General features: G+C 44.2%; 11 protein-coding genes. 3 read left to right on the forward strand and 8 right to left on the reverse strand.

The genetic code is table 11. The annotated features are described in order from the left end of the window. Positions 1 to 125: 125 nt before the first annotated feature. From ileS to DWW81_RS04115, 4 genes are all read right to left on the reverse strand, one after another. The gene (gene ileS, locus DWW81_RS04100; protein WP_117896793.1) at positions 126 to 3,275 is read right to left on the reverse strand and encodes an isoleucine--tRNA ligase; all 3,150 of its coding nucleotides are present in this window, start codon (positions 3,273 to 3,275) and stop codon (positions 126 to 128) included. A 364-nt stretch (positions 3,276 to 3,639) separates the two neighbouring features. Beyond that, entirely contained in the window at positions 3,640 to 4,413 is a 774-nt protein-coding gene (locus DWW81_RS04105) for a putative ABC transporter permease (RefSeq protein ID WP_207722524.1), read from the reverse strand. A 237-nt stretch (positions 4,414 to 4,650) separates the two neighbouring features. After that, on the reverse strand, positions 4,651 to 5,841 hold the full coding sequence (locus tag DWW81_RS04110; protein WP_117896794.1) for a hypothetical protein: 1,191 nt from the start codon (positions 5,839 to 5,841) through the stop codon (positions 4,651 to 4,653). Positions 5,842 to 6,064: 223 nt separating this feature from the next. Then, positions 6,065 to 6,724, reverse strand: coding sequence for a Crp/Fnr family transcriptional regulator (locus DWW81_RS04115; RefSeq protein ID WP_117896795.1), 660 nt, complete (start codon positions 6,722 to 6,724; stop codon positions 6,065 to 6,067). A 147-nt stretch (positions 6,725 to 6,871) separates the two neighbouring features. Here DWW81_RS04115 and DWW81_RS04120 point away from each other — a divergent pair, with 147 nt between their 5' ends. Further along, positions 6,872 to 7,564 (forward strand): 4Fe-4S binding protein, encoded by a 693-nt coding sequence (locus DWW81_RS04120; RefSeq protein ID WP_117896796.1) that lies wholly within the window; start codon positions 6,872 to 6,874, stop codon positions 7,562 to 7,564. A 101-nt stretch (positions 7,565 to 7,665) separates the two neighbouring features. Here the strand turns inward: DWW81_RS04120 and DWW81_RS04125 are convergent, their stop codons facing one another. Both DWW81_RS04125 and DWW81_RS04130 read right to left on the reverse strand, forming a co-directional pair. Further along, positions 7,666 to 8,838, reverse strand: a complete 1,173-nt coding sequence (locus DWW81_RS04125; RefSeq protein ID WP_117896797.1) for an FprA family A-type flavoprotein — start codon at positions 8,836 to 8,838, stop codon at positions 7,666 to 7,668. Between the two features lie 97 nt (positions 8,839 to 8,935). Further along, entirely contained in the window at positions 8,936 to 9,931 is a 996-nt protein-coding gene (locus DWW81_RS04130; protein WP_117896798.1) for an asparaginase domain-containing protein, read from the reverse strand. 531 nt (positions 9,932 to 10,462) lie between these two features. Here DWW81_RS04130 and DWW81_RS04135 point away from each other — a divergent pair. Next, positions 10,463 to 11,773, forward strand: coding sequence for an alpha-amylase family glycosyl hydrolase (locus tag DWW81_RS04135; RefSeq protein WP_117896799.1), 1,311 nt, complete (start codon positions 10,463 to 10,465; stop codon positions 11,771 to 11,773). A gap of 343 nt (positions 11,774 to 12,116) precedes the next feature. Here the strand turns inward: DWW81_RS04135 and DWW81_RS04140 are convergent, their stop codons facing one another. Next, positions 12,117 to 14,273 carry an Ig-like domain-containing protein gene (locus tag DWW81_RS04140; protein ID WP_117896800.1) on the reverse strand — a complete coding sequence of 719 codons (2,157 nt, stop codon included), beginning with the start codon at positions 14,271 to 14,273 and terminating at the stop codon, positions 12,117 to 12,119. 493 nt (positions 14,274 to 14,766) lie between these two features. On the opposite strand from DWW81_RS04140, the gene DWW81_RS04145 reads away from it, so the two are divergent. Then, positions 14,767 to 16,284 (forward strand): glycoside hydrolase family 43 protein, encoded by a 1,518-nt coding sequence (locus tag DWW81_RS04145; RefSeq protein ID WP_117896801.1) that lies wholly within the window; start codon positions 14,767 to 14,769, stop codon positions 16,282 to 16,284. A 50-nt stretch (positions 16,285 to 16,334) separates the two neighbouring features. Here the strand turns inward: DWW81_RS04145 and putP are convergent, their stop codons facing one another. Continuing rightward, positions 16,335 to 17,885 (reverse strand): sodium/proline symporter PutP, encoded by a 1,551-nt coding sequence (gene putP, locus DWW81_RS04150; RefSeq protein WP_117896802.1) that lies wholly within the window; start codon positions 17,883 to 17,885, stop codon positions 16,335 to 16,337. Positions 17,886 to 18,086 lie beyond the last annotated feature (201 nt).

Raw genomic sequence — 18,086 nt, forward strand, 5'->3', positions numbered from 1 at the left:
GCGAGGTCTTTCACCTCGCCATTTTTTGTGTTTTATATAGGGAGAGCTGTGCATGGCTTATAACCCAAAACAAAAAAATCAGGACAGCCCGAAAGCTGTCCTGCTTGATTTTTTATATCTCAGAATTAGTTCTTCTTTACGCCGATAGATACCTTTTCGCCGTTGATATCCCAATCCTTTTCGTTGCCGACATTTTCGCCAAGAACGATATCGTCTGCAAGAACGTCATGAGAAATAGCCTCTCTGTTCTTGTCAACAACAGCCATAACCTTTTCGCTGCCGCTTACAGAAACAGTGATGTGATCCATTACCTCAAAGCCTGAATCCTTTCTCATTGTCTGAACCTTGCTGATAACTTCTCTTACAAAGCCCTCTTCAATAAGCTCAGGAGTGAGAACAGTGTTGATAGCTACAGTTACGCCGTTTTCAGAAAGGGTGTAGAAGCCCTCTTTCTGCTCAGACTCGATAAGAACATCATCCTTGTCAAGTGATATCTCACCACTTGAAAGCGTGAGTTTCAGGCTGCCGGTTTCGTTCAGTTCGCCCATAGCCTTGTGTCCGTCAAGCTGTGAAAGCTGAGTTCTTATCTCACCAAGCTGCTTGCCGTACTTTGGTCCAAGTGTCTTGAGCTGTGGCTTGAACTTGTAGTCGATATATGCAGATACATCATTTGAGAACTGAACGTCCTTGAGGTTAAGCTCATCTCTGATGATGTCGATATAGTAGCTGTCAAGTGGGTGGTCTGCTGCAACGTACATCACGCTCAAAGGCTGACGGTTTTTAAGGCTTGCACCGTTTCTTGCAGAACGTCCCAGAACAACTATCTCCAGAACTTCCTCCATGTCAGCTTCAAGCTTTTCGTCTATCATGTTCTCGTCGCAAACAGGATAATCGCAAAGGTGGATACTCTCAGGAGCGTTCTTGTCAACGCTTCTAACAAGATTCTGATATATTTCCTCAGTGATGAAAGGCACCATAGGTGCTGCACACTTGCAGAGCGTAACGATAGCAGTGTAAAGAGTCATGTAAGCGTTTATCTTGTCCTGTGACATTCCCTGTGCCCAGTATCTTTCTCTGCCTCTTCTTACATACCAGTTGGAAAGATCATCAACAAACTCCTGCATAGCCTTTGCAGCCTCAGGTATCCTGTAGTTGTTAAGGTTATCGTCAGCAGCCTTTATCATAGAGTTCATCTTTGAAAGCAGCCACTTGTCCATTACAGAAAGCTTGTCATATTCTATCTTGTGCTTTGTAGGGTCGAACTGGTCTATCTCAGCATAAAGCACATAGAACGCATATGTGTTCCAAAGCGTGCCCATGAACTTTCTCTGACCCTCTGTTACGCCCTTGTCATGGAACTTGTTAGGCAGCCATGGAGCAGAGTTGGTGTAGAAATACCACCTGATAGCGTCTGCACCGTATTTAGCCAGTGCCTCGAATGGGTCAACAGCGTTGCCCTTTGACTTTGACATCTTCTGACCGTTCTCGTCCTGAACAAGTCCAAGTACGATAACGTTCTTGTATGGAGCTTTGTCAAAAATAAGCGTCGAGATAGCAAGGAGTGAATAGAACCAACCTCTTGTCTGGTCAACAGCTTCTGAAATAAAGTCAGCAGGGAACTGTGACTCGAAAAGCTCCTTGTTCTCAAATGGATAATGATGCTGAGCGAAAGGCATAGAACCTGAATCGAACCAGCAGTCTATTACCTCTGATACACGGTGCATCTGTTTTCCGCACTCAGGGCATTTGATAGTTACATTGTCAATGTATGGTCTGTGAAGCTCGATATCATCAGGGCAGTTGTCTGACATTGACTTCAGCTCCTCGATAGAGCCGATAGAATGTCTGTGACCGCACTCGCACTCCCAAATGTTCAGCGGAGTACCCCAATATCTGTTCCTTGAAATGCCCCAATCCTGAACGTTTTTCAGCCAGTCGCCGAAACGTCCCTTACCAATGCTCTCAGGGATCCAGTTGATAGTGTCATTGTTTGCGATAAGTCTGTCCTTGACATCTGTCATTTTGATGAACCAAGTATCTCTTGCATAGTAGATAAGAGGTGAGCCGCATCTCCAGCAGTGCGGATAATCATGCTCGAACTTAGGAGCGGCAAAAAGCTTGCCTGACTTGTCAAGGTCTTTGAGTACCTCAGGGTCAGCGTCCTTTACGAACATTCCGGCATATGGAGTTTCAGCAGTCATGTCGCCCTTGCCGTCAACGAACTGAACGAAAGGCAGATCATACTTTTTTCCGACTTTAGAGTCGTCCTCACCGAAAGCAGGCGCAATATGAACGATACCTGTACCGTCTGACATAGTTACATAGCTGTCACAGGTAACAAAGTGACCCTTTTTGCCCTGCTTCTTTGCGCTTTCGCCTGCGCACTCATAAAGCGGCTCGTATTCAATATATTCAAGATCCTTGCCCTTGTAAGTTTCAAGTACCTTGTATGCAGGCTTGTCCTCAGTTGCAAGCTTGCCGAGAACAGTGTCAAGAAGCGCCTCCGCAAGAATATAAGTGTAGCCGTCAGCGGCCTCTACCTTGCAGTAAGTTTCATCTGGGTTTACGCAAAGGGCAACGTTTGAAGGGAGCGTCCAAGGAGTTGTTGTCCATGCAAGGAAGTATTCGTCCTTGCCAACAAGCTTGAAACGAACGATAGCAGAACGCTCTTTAACTGTCTTGTAGCCCTGAGCAACTTCGTGAGAAGAAAGCGGTGTGCCGCAGCGTGGACAGTAAGGAACTATCTTGAAGCCCTTGTAAAGCAAGCCCTTTTCGTATATCTGTTTCAAAGCCCACCATTCAGACTCGATAAAGTTGTTGTCATAGGTAACATAAGGGTGTTCCATGTCAGCCCAGAAGCCAACAGTGCCTGAGAAGTCCTCCCACATACCCTTGTATTTCCATACAGACTCTTTACACTTCTTGATAAACGGCTCAAGACCATATTCCTCGATCTGCTCCTTGCCGTCAAGCCCCAGCATTTTCTCTACTTCAAGCTCAACAGGCAGACCATGTGTGTCCCAGCCAGCCTTACGAGGAACCTGATAGCCTTTCATAGCACGGTATCTTGGTATCATATCCTTGATAGCACGAGTGAGAACGTGACCGATATGCGGCTTGCCGTTAGCCGTTGGAGGTCCGTCATAGAAAACATAGGACTCGCCCTTTTTACGGCTGTCAATACTTTTTTCAAAGATATTGTTATCGTCCCAGAACTTTTCCACTTCTTTTTCTCTCTGAACGAAGTTCAGATTGGTGTCAACCTTTTTGTACACGAAGATCAATCCTTTCTGATTTTGTAATAAACGATCAGTTACGCATAAAGATAAAATGCAATAAAAAAGGCTTCCGCCCTGAAACAGGACGAAAGCCGTAAAGCCATTCGCAAACCACCTTTTCAGCATACTGACATATGCGTTCCCTTTAACGCAGGAAAAGCGGCGAAGCTTACTTATCATACTGATTTTCAGCCTGCAACTCGGAAGTGATATTCAGCCTGAAGCTAATCATACCGCCCTCTCACTGTCGGCGGCTCGCTGAGATTTTCGCATAAAGCCTACTGTCTTCGTCAACGCTTTTTACATATGAAATCAGTATATCACCATGCTGATGTTTTGTCAATGGTTATTTTGTTAATTTTCATGTATCCGACTTTTTTATTTTTGATATAAAGTCATTGAGCCTGTGTCCACGTTGCTCCTCACGCTGTTTGTCACGATATTTTTTCAAATGCTCGCCAAGCCTTGCACCTGAGCCCATGGAAAGCATAAATCTGTATTTCTCTTTTCTCTCCTCTGAACTTTCCCTGATGTGCCGTTTGAACTCCTCGTATCTGATGACCATATCGTTCTCTTCCGCAAACGTTTTTATCTTCTCTGCCAGCTTCAGGGAATAGAACAGATCGATAGCAAAAACGCCATAGAAAAATCCAATAAAGAACGAGAACGCCAAATTATTTGCAAGCCAGTTGAGTGCGTCAAGAATGTATGGGTGTATAAAAAAATAATAGACCGCACCCAGTGCCGCCCATATGAGCGAATACAACGGACATATTATGCCTTTATAGTTGAATTTGTTTCCAGTGTAGTCCCACAGCTTGACGTGCATTTTCACAATGAATATCTCGCCTGCAATAAGCTCTATCACTGTCATTGCAATAGCCATAAGCAAAAAAAGTATAAACTTCTGCAAAGCCGTGTTGTCAGTGTGTATAAATTTTTCAAGTCCTGCCAGCAGATAAAGGGTGCAAAGCCCAAAGCCGTATAAAGGCAGATAAGGACCAATAAGAAAGCCGGGGTTTATCCATTTTCTTGCTTTGTTGCTAGGCTCAAATCGTCTGAAAATAACTTCTATCCCCCAGCCTATCAGACACCCTGCAAAGAACAGGAATGCCAGAATAAGTATATTGCTCATATAAAATATCCTTTCAAGGTTTATAAAAGCATTGTATCATATTTGCCGTTATTTTTCAATACTTTCAGGTGAAAAAGTTTGACTTTAATCAAAAAAACATCAGCCTGCCACCACCTGTAGGGGACGACGTCCTGCTTCTTTCGTTTATCATCTGTGCTATTTTCCACTTCATTCCTCGCAAATAAAAAAGGCAGGAAACCGAAGCCTCCTGCCTTATATGATTTGAATAAGACGCTATTACATATAGCTCTTGAATTCGTTGTTTTCTTTTCTAATGCCTTCGATCTCAGCGTTTACCTGGCTGATCTGAATATCAACCTGCTCCTTCTCGGCGTTGAGTGCCTTAGCCTTTTCCTGAAGCTTAACGATCTCCTCGTAGATATCGCTTGCCTGCTTACCGAGATCCAAAGACTTTGCCTCAGTTTCAGCAATGCTTGCCTTAAGCTCGTCGATCTTCTTGTTGTTCAGCTCGATCTGCTCCTGCGCAAACATACGCATTTTTTCCATTGGACTCATACCCATATTCTCGCCCTCCTCATTATTATTTGTATTTTCAGCTTCCGCAGCTTTCTTTTCAGCTATCTCGTCTTCTATAGACGGCATAGTAGACTCAGGGGCAGGTGAAACCACCATTGTGTCATCAAGGCTTATAGGCTCGATTGACGGCATCTCGACCTCGTCCATTGTAGGAACTTCCTCAGCCACAGCAGCTTCAGCCTTTGCATTTTCCTCTGCCTTAGCTTTTTCCTCAGCCTCTTTGAGAGCCTCAGGAGTAACAAGGTGAACGCTATTGTCCTCAGGAGGAACAGGAGCGGAAGCAGGTTCAGCCTTTGCAGGTGTTTCGATGCCTGTTGCATACATATTGCTCTTTCTCTTGGCAATACCGCTTGCAAGGCTTGCCGCCAGCGGATCAGTTATGTTCTGAGCAGGCTCTTCCTTAAGCTCAGACGCAGGCTCTACCTTTGGACCCTTGTATGTATTCATTCTTTTGAAATGCTCGTCCATGCAGCCCTGAACAGCCTTGATATCCTCAGGATCTTTATTAAAGAATCCTGCGATATCGTTTACGCTTCTGCCTTTCTGAAGCATTGAGGCGATAGCCGCAACACTGTGATCAACAAATCCGTCATCGTCCATAGCCAGATTTACAGTTACCTTTGCAGGCTCAACATTCTCCTGCTTTTTGTTCTTCTTTCCGAAAAGCTCGCTTACAGACATATTGAAAACGCTCTTTTTTCCGTTGCCATTTTCATCAGCACCCTCTCTTACAGGCTGTTCAAAGCTTGCATAGTCAGGGAAGTGCTTTTCAAGTATTCTCGGAACATTATCCTTAGGCATCTCCATTTCTTTTGCTATCTCAGGAATAGAGTAGCCCTCCTTATACAAACGAACGATCTTGTCGCTTATGCTTTCATTCTTCTTTGCCAAAGCAATCAATCCTTTCAATCAATTTCCCGATACCGTGACCTTTTGTAAATAAATACATTCCCACAATAAACGTTTAAGTAATTATGAACTGTCACGGCGGCACTATATATATTATACAACACAAAGCAGGTTGTGTCAATATAAAATATGCAATTTTTCTTTAAAAGAGCAAAAAAAAATGAATATGGTTAAATGACTTATTATTTACATATAAATTAACAAATCACGTTCCACGAGAGCAGTTTTCAGGCAGTATAAACTCCCGACCCTTGAGATCTATCAGCCCCTCACGGTGCATTTTTCCAAGCTCTGTTGACAGCGCACTGCGGTCAACGCAGAGGAAATCTGCAAGCTGTTGACGGTCGAAATTTGTCGTGACAATGTGCGATCCGCTTTTCTTTGCAAGCGAAGAAAGATAAGCCATAACACGCTCTCTGATAGTCCTGGGGGTTATCACTTGTATCTTTTCGTTGAGTCTGAGATTTTTCATAGCCGTTATCTTTAGAAGCCTAGCCGTCAGCGTCGAACTTTCCTTTATAATAGACTCAGGGGATAAAAACAGCACTGTGCATTGCTCCTTTGCACATACGCTCACCCCAAGCGGTTCACCTGTGCAGGCATAGACCTCTCCGAAAAGCTGTCCTGCCTCTAAAGGAGCTATTATGCTCCTGCCGCCCCAAAGCTCGTCACGTTCGATAAGCGCCTTGCCCTCCAGAAGTATGCCGAAATAAGCGGTCTTGTCTCCTGCGTGAAAAATATAGCTTTCCTTGCGAAAGCTTTTTATGCCACTGCCGTCAGGTCTGAGAAACTGAGCTATCTCCTCGTCGCTCATGCCTTGGAAAAGGGGAGTGCCTTTTATTATCTTGATGTATTTATTATCCATTTTATCTTCCTCATTTTTACGAAATAATTTTATGCTTTTGTTGTAATTACAACAGACTTTGTGATAAGATTATATTATAATCATAGCATAAAGTCAAGAGCTTTATGCCGAAACGAAAGATATCAATAAAAATACGGAGGTAACCATATGATAAGACGAGTAATACAAATAGACGAGGAAAAGTGCAACGGCTGCGGAGCTTGTGCTAAAGCCTGCCACGAAGGCGCAATAGGCATGGTGGACGGCAAAGCAAAGCTTATGCGTGACGATTATTGCGATGGCCTTGGAGATTGTCTTCCAGCCTGCCCAACGAACGCCATATCCTTTGTTGAGCGTGAAGCTGCCGCCTATGACGAAAAGGCAGTGGAAGAAAACAAAAAACGCCTTGGCAAGCCTGTTTTCCATGGCTGTCCAGGCTCAATGATGAAAACCTTTGCCAAAAAGCCGGCTCCGGTAGATACCCCGTCAGCAAAAACTCCGTCACAGCTTATGCAGTGGCCTGTGCAAATAAAGCTTGTACCTGTGAACGCACCATACTTTGACGGCGCAGACCTGCTTGTCGCTGCGGATTGCACAGCCTATGCCTGCGGAAGCTTCCATTCTGACTTTATGACAGGCAAAATAACCGTCATAGGCTGTCCGAAGCTTGACGCCACAGACTATTCCGAAAAGCTTGGCGAGATAGTGAAAAGAAACAATATTCGCAGCATAACAGTAGCCCGAATGGAAGTTCCATGCTGTGGCGGAATAGAACACGCAGTAAGAAAAGCAGTCACCGACAGCGGCAAAAATATCCCCGTGGCAGTAAGAATAATCACCACAGACGGCAATGTGATATAACACAAAAGGCAGGACAAAACATCCTGCCTTTTTTCATATCTGTAGGGGCGACCTCTGGTCGCCCGCATTTTTTTTGCCTGATTTATCTGACTGAGCGAAATTTATTCACCCTTAGCCATGACCTCAGCAAGATCGTCCAAAGCCTTTTCCGAAGCCTCATTAAGCGTAGAGCGTATAGTCACAACAGGCTCAGCAATGGTAACATTCTTGAAGTTTTCCACATAGCCCTTCATAACTCTTGCCGCAGTCGGAGCCCATGAACCGTTCTCTACAAGACCTATCTTTCTGTTCTGATAGTTCTTTGACTTAAGGTGCATAAGGAAGTCCTCCATAACAGGGAACACACCGCCGTCATAACTGCTTGCCATAAGTACGATCCTGTCATATCTGAAAGCGTCCTCGATATTTTCTGCCATGTCGCTTCTTGAAAGATCGCTGATAACTACCTTCTCAGCACCCTTTTCTTTCAGCATCTCACCAAGCTTCTCAGCCGCCTTTGCAGTGTTTCCGTGTATTGAAGCATACGCTACGAATACGCCCTTGCTTTCAGGCTGATAGCTTGACCATGTGTTGTAAAGTCCAAGATAGTAACCAAGATCTTCTTTGAGTATAGGACCATGTAAAGGAAGTATCATCTTTATGTCCAGTGCCGACGCCTTTTTCAGCAGTGCCTGCACCTGTGCACCGTATTTGCCCACAATGTTGAAATAGTATCTTCTAGCCTCGCAAGCCCAGTCCTCCTCAACATCAAGTGCGCCGAACTTTCCGAAACCGTCAGCAGAGAACAAAAGCTTTTCGCTCTGCTCGTATGTCACCATTACCTCAGGCCAGTGTACCATAGGCGCCATTACGAACTGAAGTGTGTGGTTTCCAAGTGAAAGCGTGTCCCCCTCTTTTACCACAACAGACCTATCGTCAAGTCCGTCAATGGTGAAAAACTGCTTCATCATAGGGAACGTCTTTGCGTTTCCTACTATCTTCATTTCAGGATATTTCTCAGCAAGCTTTTTGATGTTTCCTGCATGGTCAGGCTCCATGTGCTGAACAACAAGATAATCAGGCTTTCTGCCGCCCAAAGCCTTTTCAAGATTGTCAAACCAAACGTCAGTTACCCTAGGGTCAGCAGTGTCCATTACCGCTATCTTCTCGTCAATGATAACATAAGAGTTGTACGAAACGCCGTTTGGCACAACATATTGGCTCTCAAAAAGGTCAATGTCATGATCGTCTGCACCAATATAAATAACTGAGTCTGAAATTTTTGTGTCTGCCATTTTTATTACCTCCGTTGTATTTTTTTCTAAATATACTATTTTAATATACTTTGATTTTATCACAAGCTCAGCATTTTGTCAATAACTGAAACAATGTTTATGAGAATTTTACCTCCTCAAAGAAAAGGTCTTTCCCCATGACCTCTTTCACAGGCATTTCCTCCTGATTGTAAGCAAGCAGAAGCTTCATATAAGCCGCCACCGCTGAGGTGGTGTATATTGGTATGCTGCCTGCCTTTATTATCTCCGCCACAGTGGAGTATATAGGCACTTTTCTTTTCAGACCGCAAATATACACCATGATGTTCTTTGTTATGCACCGCTTGATAAATTCCGTCAGTGCATAGCTTTTCCCTTCTGAAACGTCAGTGCAAGCCGTCGCACTGTGATAAGGTGAGTAAAGCACCGCCGCTGTGTCCTCGTTTGGCACAAAGCACCCGAAGTCCATTGCAGGATAACCCTCTATAAAAAGAACGCGCTTCCCAAATTTGACATCATTATGGAAGATCCGTTCCCTAGGGCGTGACAGCATATTCTCGCTCACTCCGCTGAAAACCGAAAAATCATTGAAGCCGTCATAACCGTATACCCCGAACCTGTCCCGACAGGTGTCTGCAGGTATCACTCTAGTAGGAAGCATGACCCTCTCGTACAGCGTGAAAACGCCCTTGTATTTTCCCTCTTTTATAAGACCCACCGCCGAGGTGAAGTTGAAAAGCCCGTTCGAACCTTTCTCGCCAATGGGCTTGTTGCTTGCGATAATAAAAAGGGGTATATCAAAATGCCTGAAATACATTCCAAGCAGAGCAGAAGTGTAAGCAAGGGTGTCGCTTCCGTGGGTGAGGATAACTCCCGAGTATAAAGCCGTGTCAATGCTGTTTATCTCGTGTATCATTTTCTCCCACCCCGAAAACCCCATGTTTTCGCTGAGTATATTAAGTACCTGTCGACATTCAAATTCCACATCATCGCCGTATGCACTTTTGTAAGCCTCCACAACAGCGTATTTTCCCTCACGCTCAACATCTATTATGCCGTCAGTAGTAATGCTCCCGATAGTTCCGCCTGTGAAAAGCACAAGTATCTTCTTCATATTTTTATCCCTGCCTTTACCAAAAATCAACTCTTGACATTTGTTATAAATATAATATCATTTCACGATTGATTTGTCAATAGTTGTACAAAATGCACAAAAGTGTGGATTATATTAATGAAAAATGAGTATTGAGAAATATGCCAAAGTTTGATATAATAATAAGGCAACACCGCACAAGGCACGCCTGTCGGCTTTGCACGCAATCTGCTTGCAGATTTTCCGTCATATCGCACTAAAGCTCCTTGAAATACGTTAGTATTCCTGCGTCGCTTTAGCACAATCTGACGAAAAATCTGACGGCGCATCTTACGCACAATCCTTGTGCGGTGTTGCCTTTTGTTGTATTTTGTACAGTTTAACTATAGTTTTGCAGATATCTCATAAAATATAAATAAGCTGAGAAATTTAAGGACTAGAAACGTCATGCCACCCCTGTAGGGGCGAACATCGTTCGCCAGCCCTTTTTCGGCAGATCTATATTACCTGCGAACAACATTTTCTATTAGTATCAGAAAGGAAGATAATATTATGTGGGCATACGAAAGTGTATTTTATCAGATCTATCCTCTTGGATTCTGCGGTGCGCCATTTGAGAATGACGGCAAAGAGGAAAGCAGGATATTAAAGGTAATAGATTGGATACCTCATATCAAAAAGCTTGGTGCCAACGCTATCTATTTTTCACCGGTGTTCGATTCCGACACTCACGGCTACAATACCAGAGATTACCGCAAGATAGATTGCCGCCTTGGCACAAATGAGGACTTTGCAAAGGTCTGCAAAGAGCTTCACGAAAACGGCATAAAGGTAGTTTTGGACGGCGTTTTCAATCACGTCGGCAGAGGCTTCTGGGCTTTTCAGGACGTTCTGAAAAACCGTGAGAACTCACCATATAAAGATTGGTTCCATATCAATTTCGGTGGCAACAGCAACTATAATGACGGACTTTGGTATGAGGGCTGGGAGGGTCACTTTGACCTTGTTAAGCTAAACCTTAACAATCCGCAGGTAGTGGATCATATCTTGGAATGCATAACAAATTGGGTCAAGGAGTTTGATATAGACGGACTCCGCCTTGACGTTGCATATTGCCTTGATAAGAACTTCTTGAAACGCCTCAGACAGCATTGCGATTGGCTCAAGCAGGATTTCGTTCTTATCGGCGAGCTTCTACATGGTGATTACGCTCAGTGGGTAAATCCTGAAATGCTCCATTCCTGCACGAACTACGAGTGCTATAAGGGACTTTATTCAAGCTTCAATTGCATGAATATGTTTGAGATATGCCACTCTCTGAAAAATCAGTTCGGACCTGAGAACTGGTGCAGATACAGAGGAATGCACCTGCTGTGCTTTGTTGATAACCATGACGTTTCAAGAATAGCAAGCCAGCTCACAAATGAGCGTCATTTGCCACTTATCTATGGAATGCTCTTTGGTATGCCTGGTATTCCATGCGTTTATTACGGCTCAGAGTGGGGAACAAAGGCAAACAAGAGCGAGGGCGACCCTGCTCTCCGTGTAAGCTTTGGAAAGCCTGAGTGGAACGACCTCACAGAGCTTATCTCAAAAATGGCAGAGGCACACAAAAACAGCAAGGCTCTCTGCTATGGCTCTATCAAAATACCTGTTCTTACTAATAAGCAGTGTATAATCGAGCGTGAGTTCGAGGGTGAGCGTGTCCTTGTTGCAATAAACGCCGACGATCAGCCTTTCACAGCTCACTTTGACGCAGGCTGCGGTCAGGCAGAGGAGCTTCTCACAGGCACTATCCATGATTTTGGTGGCGGCAGCGAGCTTAAGCCATACTCTGTAGAGTTCTGGAAAATGGAAAGATAGACCTATATGAATATAGAAAAAGGACAGCTTTTTTTTCCAAAGTGCTGTCCTTTTTTGTGTAGCAATAAAAAATGTAGGGGCGAACATTGTTCGCTCGTTTGGTTTACCTCAATTGTGTAGCGTACCAGTCATGTATCGTAGTGGCGACTGATATATGGCGAAATTACACAAGTTTTTTGCAATCTTACAAATGGTAACGTTCCGAAATCGGGTCGTCGTATTTCTGCAAAGCAGAAATTGCGCCGCTCCCCTACAATGCTTGAACTATCGTAGGGGCGACCTTTGGTCGCCCGCATATCACCTATCGCTTGCTTATTTTATATCATATGTTTCTGTATCCAGCCTACCTAACAATAACCATAACCGCCTGCGAAAAAGCCCCATAAGAAGTCTTTCCGTTTACAGTTTTGTAAGCCCTTACCTTTACCATTCTAAGTGAGTAAGGCTCAAATCCTGATACGATAGCACTCTTTTTAGAGCCACCCACCTTTGCCGACTTCACATAATCACTGCCATTTGAAGAGGAGTATATCTCATATCCGCTTGCACCCCCAACAGCTTTCCATGATACCTCAATGCTGCCGCTGCCTGCTGATTTAGCCGTGCATGAAGCCTTTGCAGGCTTTGTGACAGCCTCTACAGCCTTTGAGTAGCTAGCCGAAATGTATTCTTTTCCGCCAGTTTTTTTCACAGCCTTTACCTTGTAGCTGTACCCCTTTGCACGAGCAAGTCCGCTGTCAGTGAAGCTCACAGCCTTTACAGTTTTTATTCTATGCCATTTCTTGCTTGTGTTGTCATATCTGTATATAGCGTAGCTGTCAGCACCTGTAATCTTTTTCCAAGAAAGCTTAACGCTCTTTTCACCGGTGGAAGAAACTTTTAGCTTCGTCACTGTGGCAGGACGAATGTTGAAGTTCACAGTTTTTGTGCCTTTGTATAAACCCTTGCCTGTTATTTTTACGCTTGCCTGACCTATGGCTGTGTTCTTTGAGTAGCTCACAGTGTAGTCAGTATTCTTTACAAGCTTTTTGCCACCATATGTCACTGCAGGCACAGGAGAAACCGCCTTCCCTGTGTAGCTTTGCGTCTTTATAGCCGAAATACTGCTGTCACTGATTTTACCCTTTACAGTGACGGTACATTTAACATTTTTTCCTCCTGTTGTGTATGCCGTGATAGTTGCTCTGCCAACCCCTTTTGCAGTGACCTTTCCGTCTGACACAGAAGCAATTTTGCTGTTAGAAGACTTCCAGGAAACAAAGTCCGTCAGACCGCTTCCACCACCCATTTTTGCAGAAATAACACTGCTTTTGCCCTTGTCAAGAGTCAGTGAAGCCTTATCCAATGTTACCGAAGCCGCAGGCTTTATGCTAGCCTTTATAGTTTTTGCTGAGCTGTTTCCGTATTTGTCATAAGCCGTTATCTTAACGGTAAATTCACCGCTTTTTACTGAATAGTCCTCAGCAGAAACATAAGCCGAAGCCTTGCCACCCGAAAGCTTTCCGCTTGCGTATTTCTTTGCACTTTCACCATTTTTTGTAGGGTAAGCAGGGAAGACTACCTTTGAAACTCCGCTCTTGTCGCTCACATTGCAAGAAACATCAAAGCCCTTTGCTGTGATGTTCTCCACCTTTGCCCCCGATATGGTCGGCGCAGTTGTGTCAACATAAGTCTTTATGACCTGCTCAGAGCTGTTCCCAGCCTCGTCAGTAGCCGTTATAGTTGTAATATAATATCCGTCCTTGCCCCCAAGGTCAGCTACCTTTACTGAGTGTGAAAGCGAGTTCACCGCCGATGTGTAAACACGGCTTATAGTCTTTGTCTTGTTGCCCTCAAAATAAGTGGATACCTTTACCGAAGCCACAGCCCTGTTGTCAGAAATATCCGCTTTAACAGTGTAGCCTTTTCCCGTGATGTTCTCACAGCCTGCGTTTGCGATAACAGGTCTTGTTGTGTCGATGTCAAGGCTTTGCGCAATGCCGTTTATGTAAAGTCTGTAGAAATAGTGATTGTTAGTAAGTACCTTTCTGTTTTTCACAGTGTAAACAGTGTCGTTCCAAGTCCATTTGTAGTTCTGCTCGATAAGAGTAGCCGTCGTTCCCTGACAGTCCTTTACAATGGCAACATGAGAGTAATCCTTGTCCTGCATTATATCCCCTGCCTGCGGAGTTTTCACTTCACGAAGCTCCGCCCTTTTGCCGTAGCAGTACACGCTAGGCTTGTCGTCCACCATGTTTATGTTGTATACTGTAACGCCGAACTTTTCTTCATAAAAACGTGAAACATATCCTGCACAGCAATAATAACCGGTGTCGGAATAGCCGAGAACGTATTTAGCGTCAACGCCCTCAAAAGAGTCTATGACCTGATAATCATAGTCCACAGTGACGGTCTGTTCGCTGTAGCTCACCGCATTTGTCACCTGACAAAGCATGATCATCATAACAGCACAAAATACTGCGCCCATAGCCGAAAAAACTTTTTTCAGCCCCTTTTCCATTCCAAACGCCCCCTAACTGACAGAATTATCTTATACGTTTTCGTATATCAACTTCATAATATCATAAAGGTTACAATTTGGCAACAGATTTTATCGCTTTTTGCCGAAATGACTAAAATATTTGTTTGTTTTCACAGGGAACACAAGTTCTATATTCAGATATATCCCCGAAATATAGACTGTTATATGCCATACGAACAAATGTCGGAGCAAAAATTACAATTTGTAACTTTTATACTTAACACGCTATCAAAAACGTTTAAATTTACATATATCCCAGCAAAAAACTGTAGGGGCGAACATCGTTCTCCCGTCAAAGCTACTATCCCACTTAGATATCCGTATCAATTGATCGCTTTACCCAAACGCAAAGATCGTAAAGTGAAATTTGTTTTTCATTTGCACAAAAATTCACCGATCCTGCACGAGAAGATATTGAAAAGCCATCTGAAATAGATTATAATGTCTGTATAATATAAACGGAGGTCACAATATGAAGTACATAAATCCGGTCATATCAGGCTTTTATCCTGACCCTAGCATCTGTAAGGCTGAGGGCAAATATTATCTTGTTTGCAGCTCTTTTCAGTTTTTTCCGGGCGTTCCTCTATATGAAAGCGACGACCTTGTGAACTGGAAGCAGATAGGTCATGTTCTCACAAGAAAAAGTCAGCTCCCATTGGAGGGCGCAGGCTCTTGGGGCGGCATCTATGCCCCAACTATCAGATACAATAACGGCAGATTTTACATGGTAACGACTAACGTCACAAATGGCGGAAACTTCTATGTCTATACTGACGATATCCACGGTGAATGGTCTGAGCCTGTTTATGTTCAGCAGGGCGGTATCGACCCGTCACTGTATTTTGAGAATGGCAAAGCCTACTTTATGTCCAATGGTGAAGACGATGAGGGCAACCATGGCGTTACACAGTGCGAAATAGATATCGAAACAGGCAAAAAGCTCACGCCAAGCAAGACCATATGGACAGGTGCAGGCGGACGTTTCCTTGAAAGCCCACACCTCTACAAAATAAAGGGCGAATACTACCTTATGGCGGCTGAGGGCGGTACGGAATACGGTCATATGATAGTCTACGCCAAGGGCAAGACCCCTTACGGTCCTTTTGAGAATTATCCTCACAACCCAGTTCTAACAAACAGAAATCTTGGTGGATACGAGATACAAGGGTGCGGTCATGGTGACCTTGTGGAGGACGAAAACGGCAACTTCTGGTGCGTCCACCTTGCGTTCAGAATGATAAATATGTGGGTGATGCACCACATTACAGGCAGAGAAGTCTATCTCGTACCAGTGACTTTCGACGAGAACGGCTGGTTCACAATGGGCGATAATGGCACAACTCGCAAGGAAGTTGAAACCGACAGACTCGGGGATATCAGGCAGGAGTTTTGGAAAGAATACACTTTCGAGAATACCAAAGTCGGACGTGAGTGGTGCTTTATGCAAAACCCCGATATGAACCTTTATAAGCTCGATAAAAAACGCTTTGAGCTTACGCCAAACGAGCATACGATCTTTGAGGCAGACGGCTCGCCTGCTTTTATCTGCATAAGACAGAAAGAAATGAATTTATACGTGGAGTGCAAAGTCGAGATAACAGAGGGCGAAGCAGGATTGGTGTTCTACATGACCCCAGATCAGCATTATGAGATAGCGTTAAGACGCACAGATAAAGGCGTCGAGCTGTTCCGGAGACTTTGCATAGGCGATATTCGCCATGAGGATCATGTCATAGCATTGCCACAGGGAGAAAACTCGGCTGTGCTTTGCTGTAATGCTTCCAACTTTACATACAATTTCTCGGCGAAAACGCTTTCGGGAGATATAGACTTGGGCGGAGCACAAACGAAGTTTTTGTCTACTGAGCTTGCAGGTAATTTCACGGGAGTTGTTATTGGTCTTTACGCTCAGAAATATGAGGATAAAGGCAATAAAGCGGTGTTTACGGATTTCAGATGCGAAAATAAGGAAAAGTATGATAGCTAAAAGATAAAAAACAAAAGGTCCGTGGGCGTATCCATGGACCTTTTACTTTGTTATGCTTTTTCATCACAGCCGCAATTTATACCATTTTTAACATCATCAAATGCCTTCAGCATTTCCTCGGACGGCTTCTTTGTGCAAAGGCTCACAATAATGATAAGTATAAGACTTACCGCAAAACCTACTACCAATGAGTAAAGCCCGGTCTTGTCACCTAAAGTCTGTCCACCTGCAAGAGGTATGTAATCCCATATTATTACCGATAACGCACCGCTGGCAACGCCTGCCGCCGCACCTGCGAGGTTTGTTCTCCTCCAATAAAGGGACATAAGTATTATCGGACCAAACGAAGCTCCAAGACCTGCCCATGCGTTTGAAACAAGACCCATTATACTGCTGTTAGGGTCAAGAGCGATTATGTATGCGATAACAGCAACAACAAGTACCGTGATACGGCTGACAAGCAGAACTTTCTTGCTGTCTGCCTTTGGTGCGATGCAGGAATGGTAAATATCCTCAGATACCGATGAAGCCGTTACAAGAAGCTGAGAATCAGCCGTTGACATTATGGCGGCCAGTATTCCGCAAAGGAAGATTCCGCCGACGAATGGAAGACCAATATCGGAGTTGAATACCTTCTGTATCATTTCGATGAAAACATTCTCAGACTTGTTGTTTGCAAGTGCAGGCACAAGATAAGCCCTGCCCACGATAGCTATAAAGCAAGCAAAGCAAAGTGATATAGCACACCATACACAGCCTATAACTCTTGACTTTTTTACCTCTTTTTCAGAGCTTATAGCCATAAATCTTACCAGAATGTGTGGCATACCAAAATAACCAAGCGCCCAGCCGAGCTGAGAGATTATGTCGATGGCTGAAAGGGTCTGACCCTTTTCATCATTGAATATGTTAAGATAGTGATGTGCCTCAACACCGCTTGCAGTGATGTTGTCCATAACGTTTCCTGCTCCAACAAGGAAAAACGCAATGATAGGTATAGTCACAACTCCTGCCAGCATGAGCAGACCCTGAACAAAGTCCGTTACACATACTGCCATAAATCCACCCATGAAAGTGTATCCCAAAATTACTACCGCACCGATAGTAAGACATATCTTGTAGTCGATACCGAATATAGAGTTGAAAAGCTTTCCGCCTGCCGAAAGAGCAGACGCTGTGTAAACAAGGAAGAATATGACGATTGCCACCGACGATACAAGAAGCATTATCTTGTGCTTGTCCTCAAATCTGTTTTCAAGATACTTAGGAAGCGTCATTGAGTTGTTCGCTCTTATAGTGTATCTTCTCAGTCTGCCCGAAACTATCGCCCAGTTAAGTATAGTGCCGATAAGCAGACCTACAGCTATCCATATCTGCCCCGTTCCGAATGCGTAAACAGCGCCAGGCAGACCCATGAGCATCCAGCCCGACATATCAGAAGCCTGAGCAGAAAGTGCCGCTACCCAGCCGTTAAGTCCTCTGCCACCAAGGAAAAAGTCCTCGGAGCTTTTTGTTTTCTTCATATATGCAGCACCTATGAGAAGCATTCCTGCCAAATAGAATGCAAATGCCACAAGCGTCCAGATCATATCTGATTTCATCTATTACCTCTTTCCCGAAGCGGATTTTATCCTGTCCGCCCCATATTTTATAAACGGCAATGCCGCACAAGAGAAACTCCCCCTGTGCGGTATCGCATAAAACGTCTGTATAAAACACATTGACAGCAAAAACCAACGGGCGAACGAAAATTGTTGTTTGGCAAGGCTCACAACAGTTTTCGCCCATACCTTAATTTGTAG

The organism is Ruminococcus sp. AF17-1AC (assembly GCF_003461385.1).
Taxonomy (GTDB): Bacteria; Bacillota; Clostridia; order Oscillospirales; family Ruminococcaceae; genus Hominimerdicola; species Hominimerdicola aceti.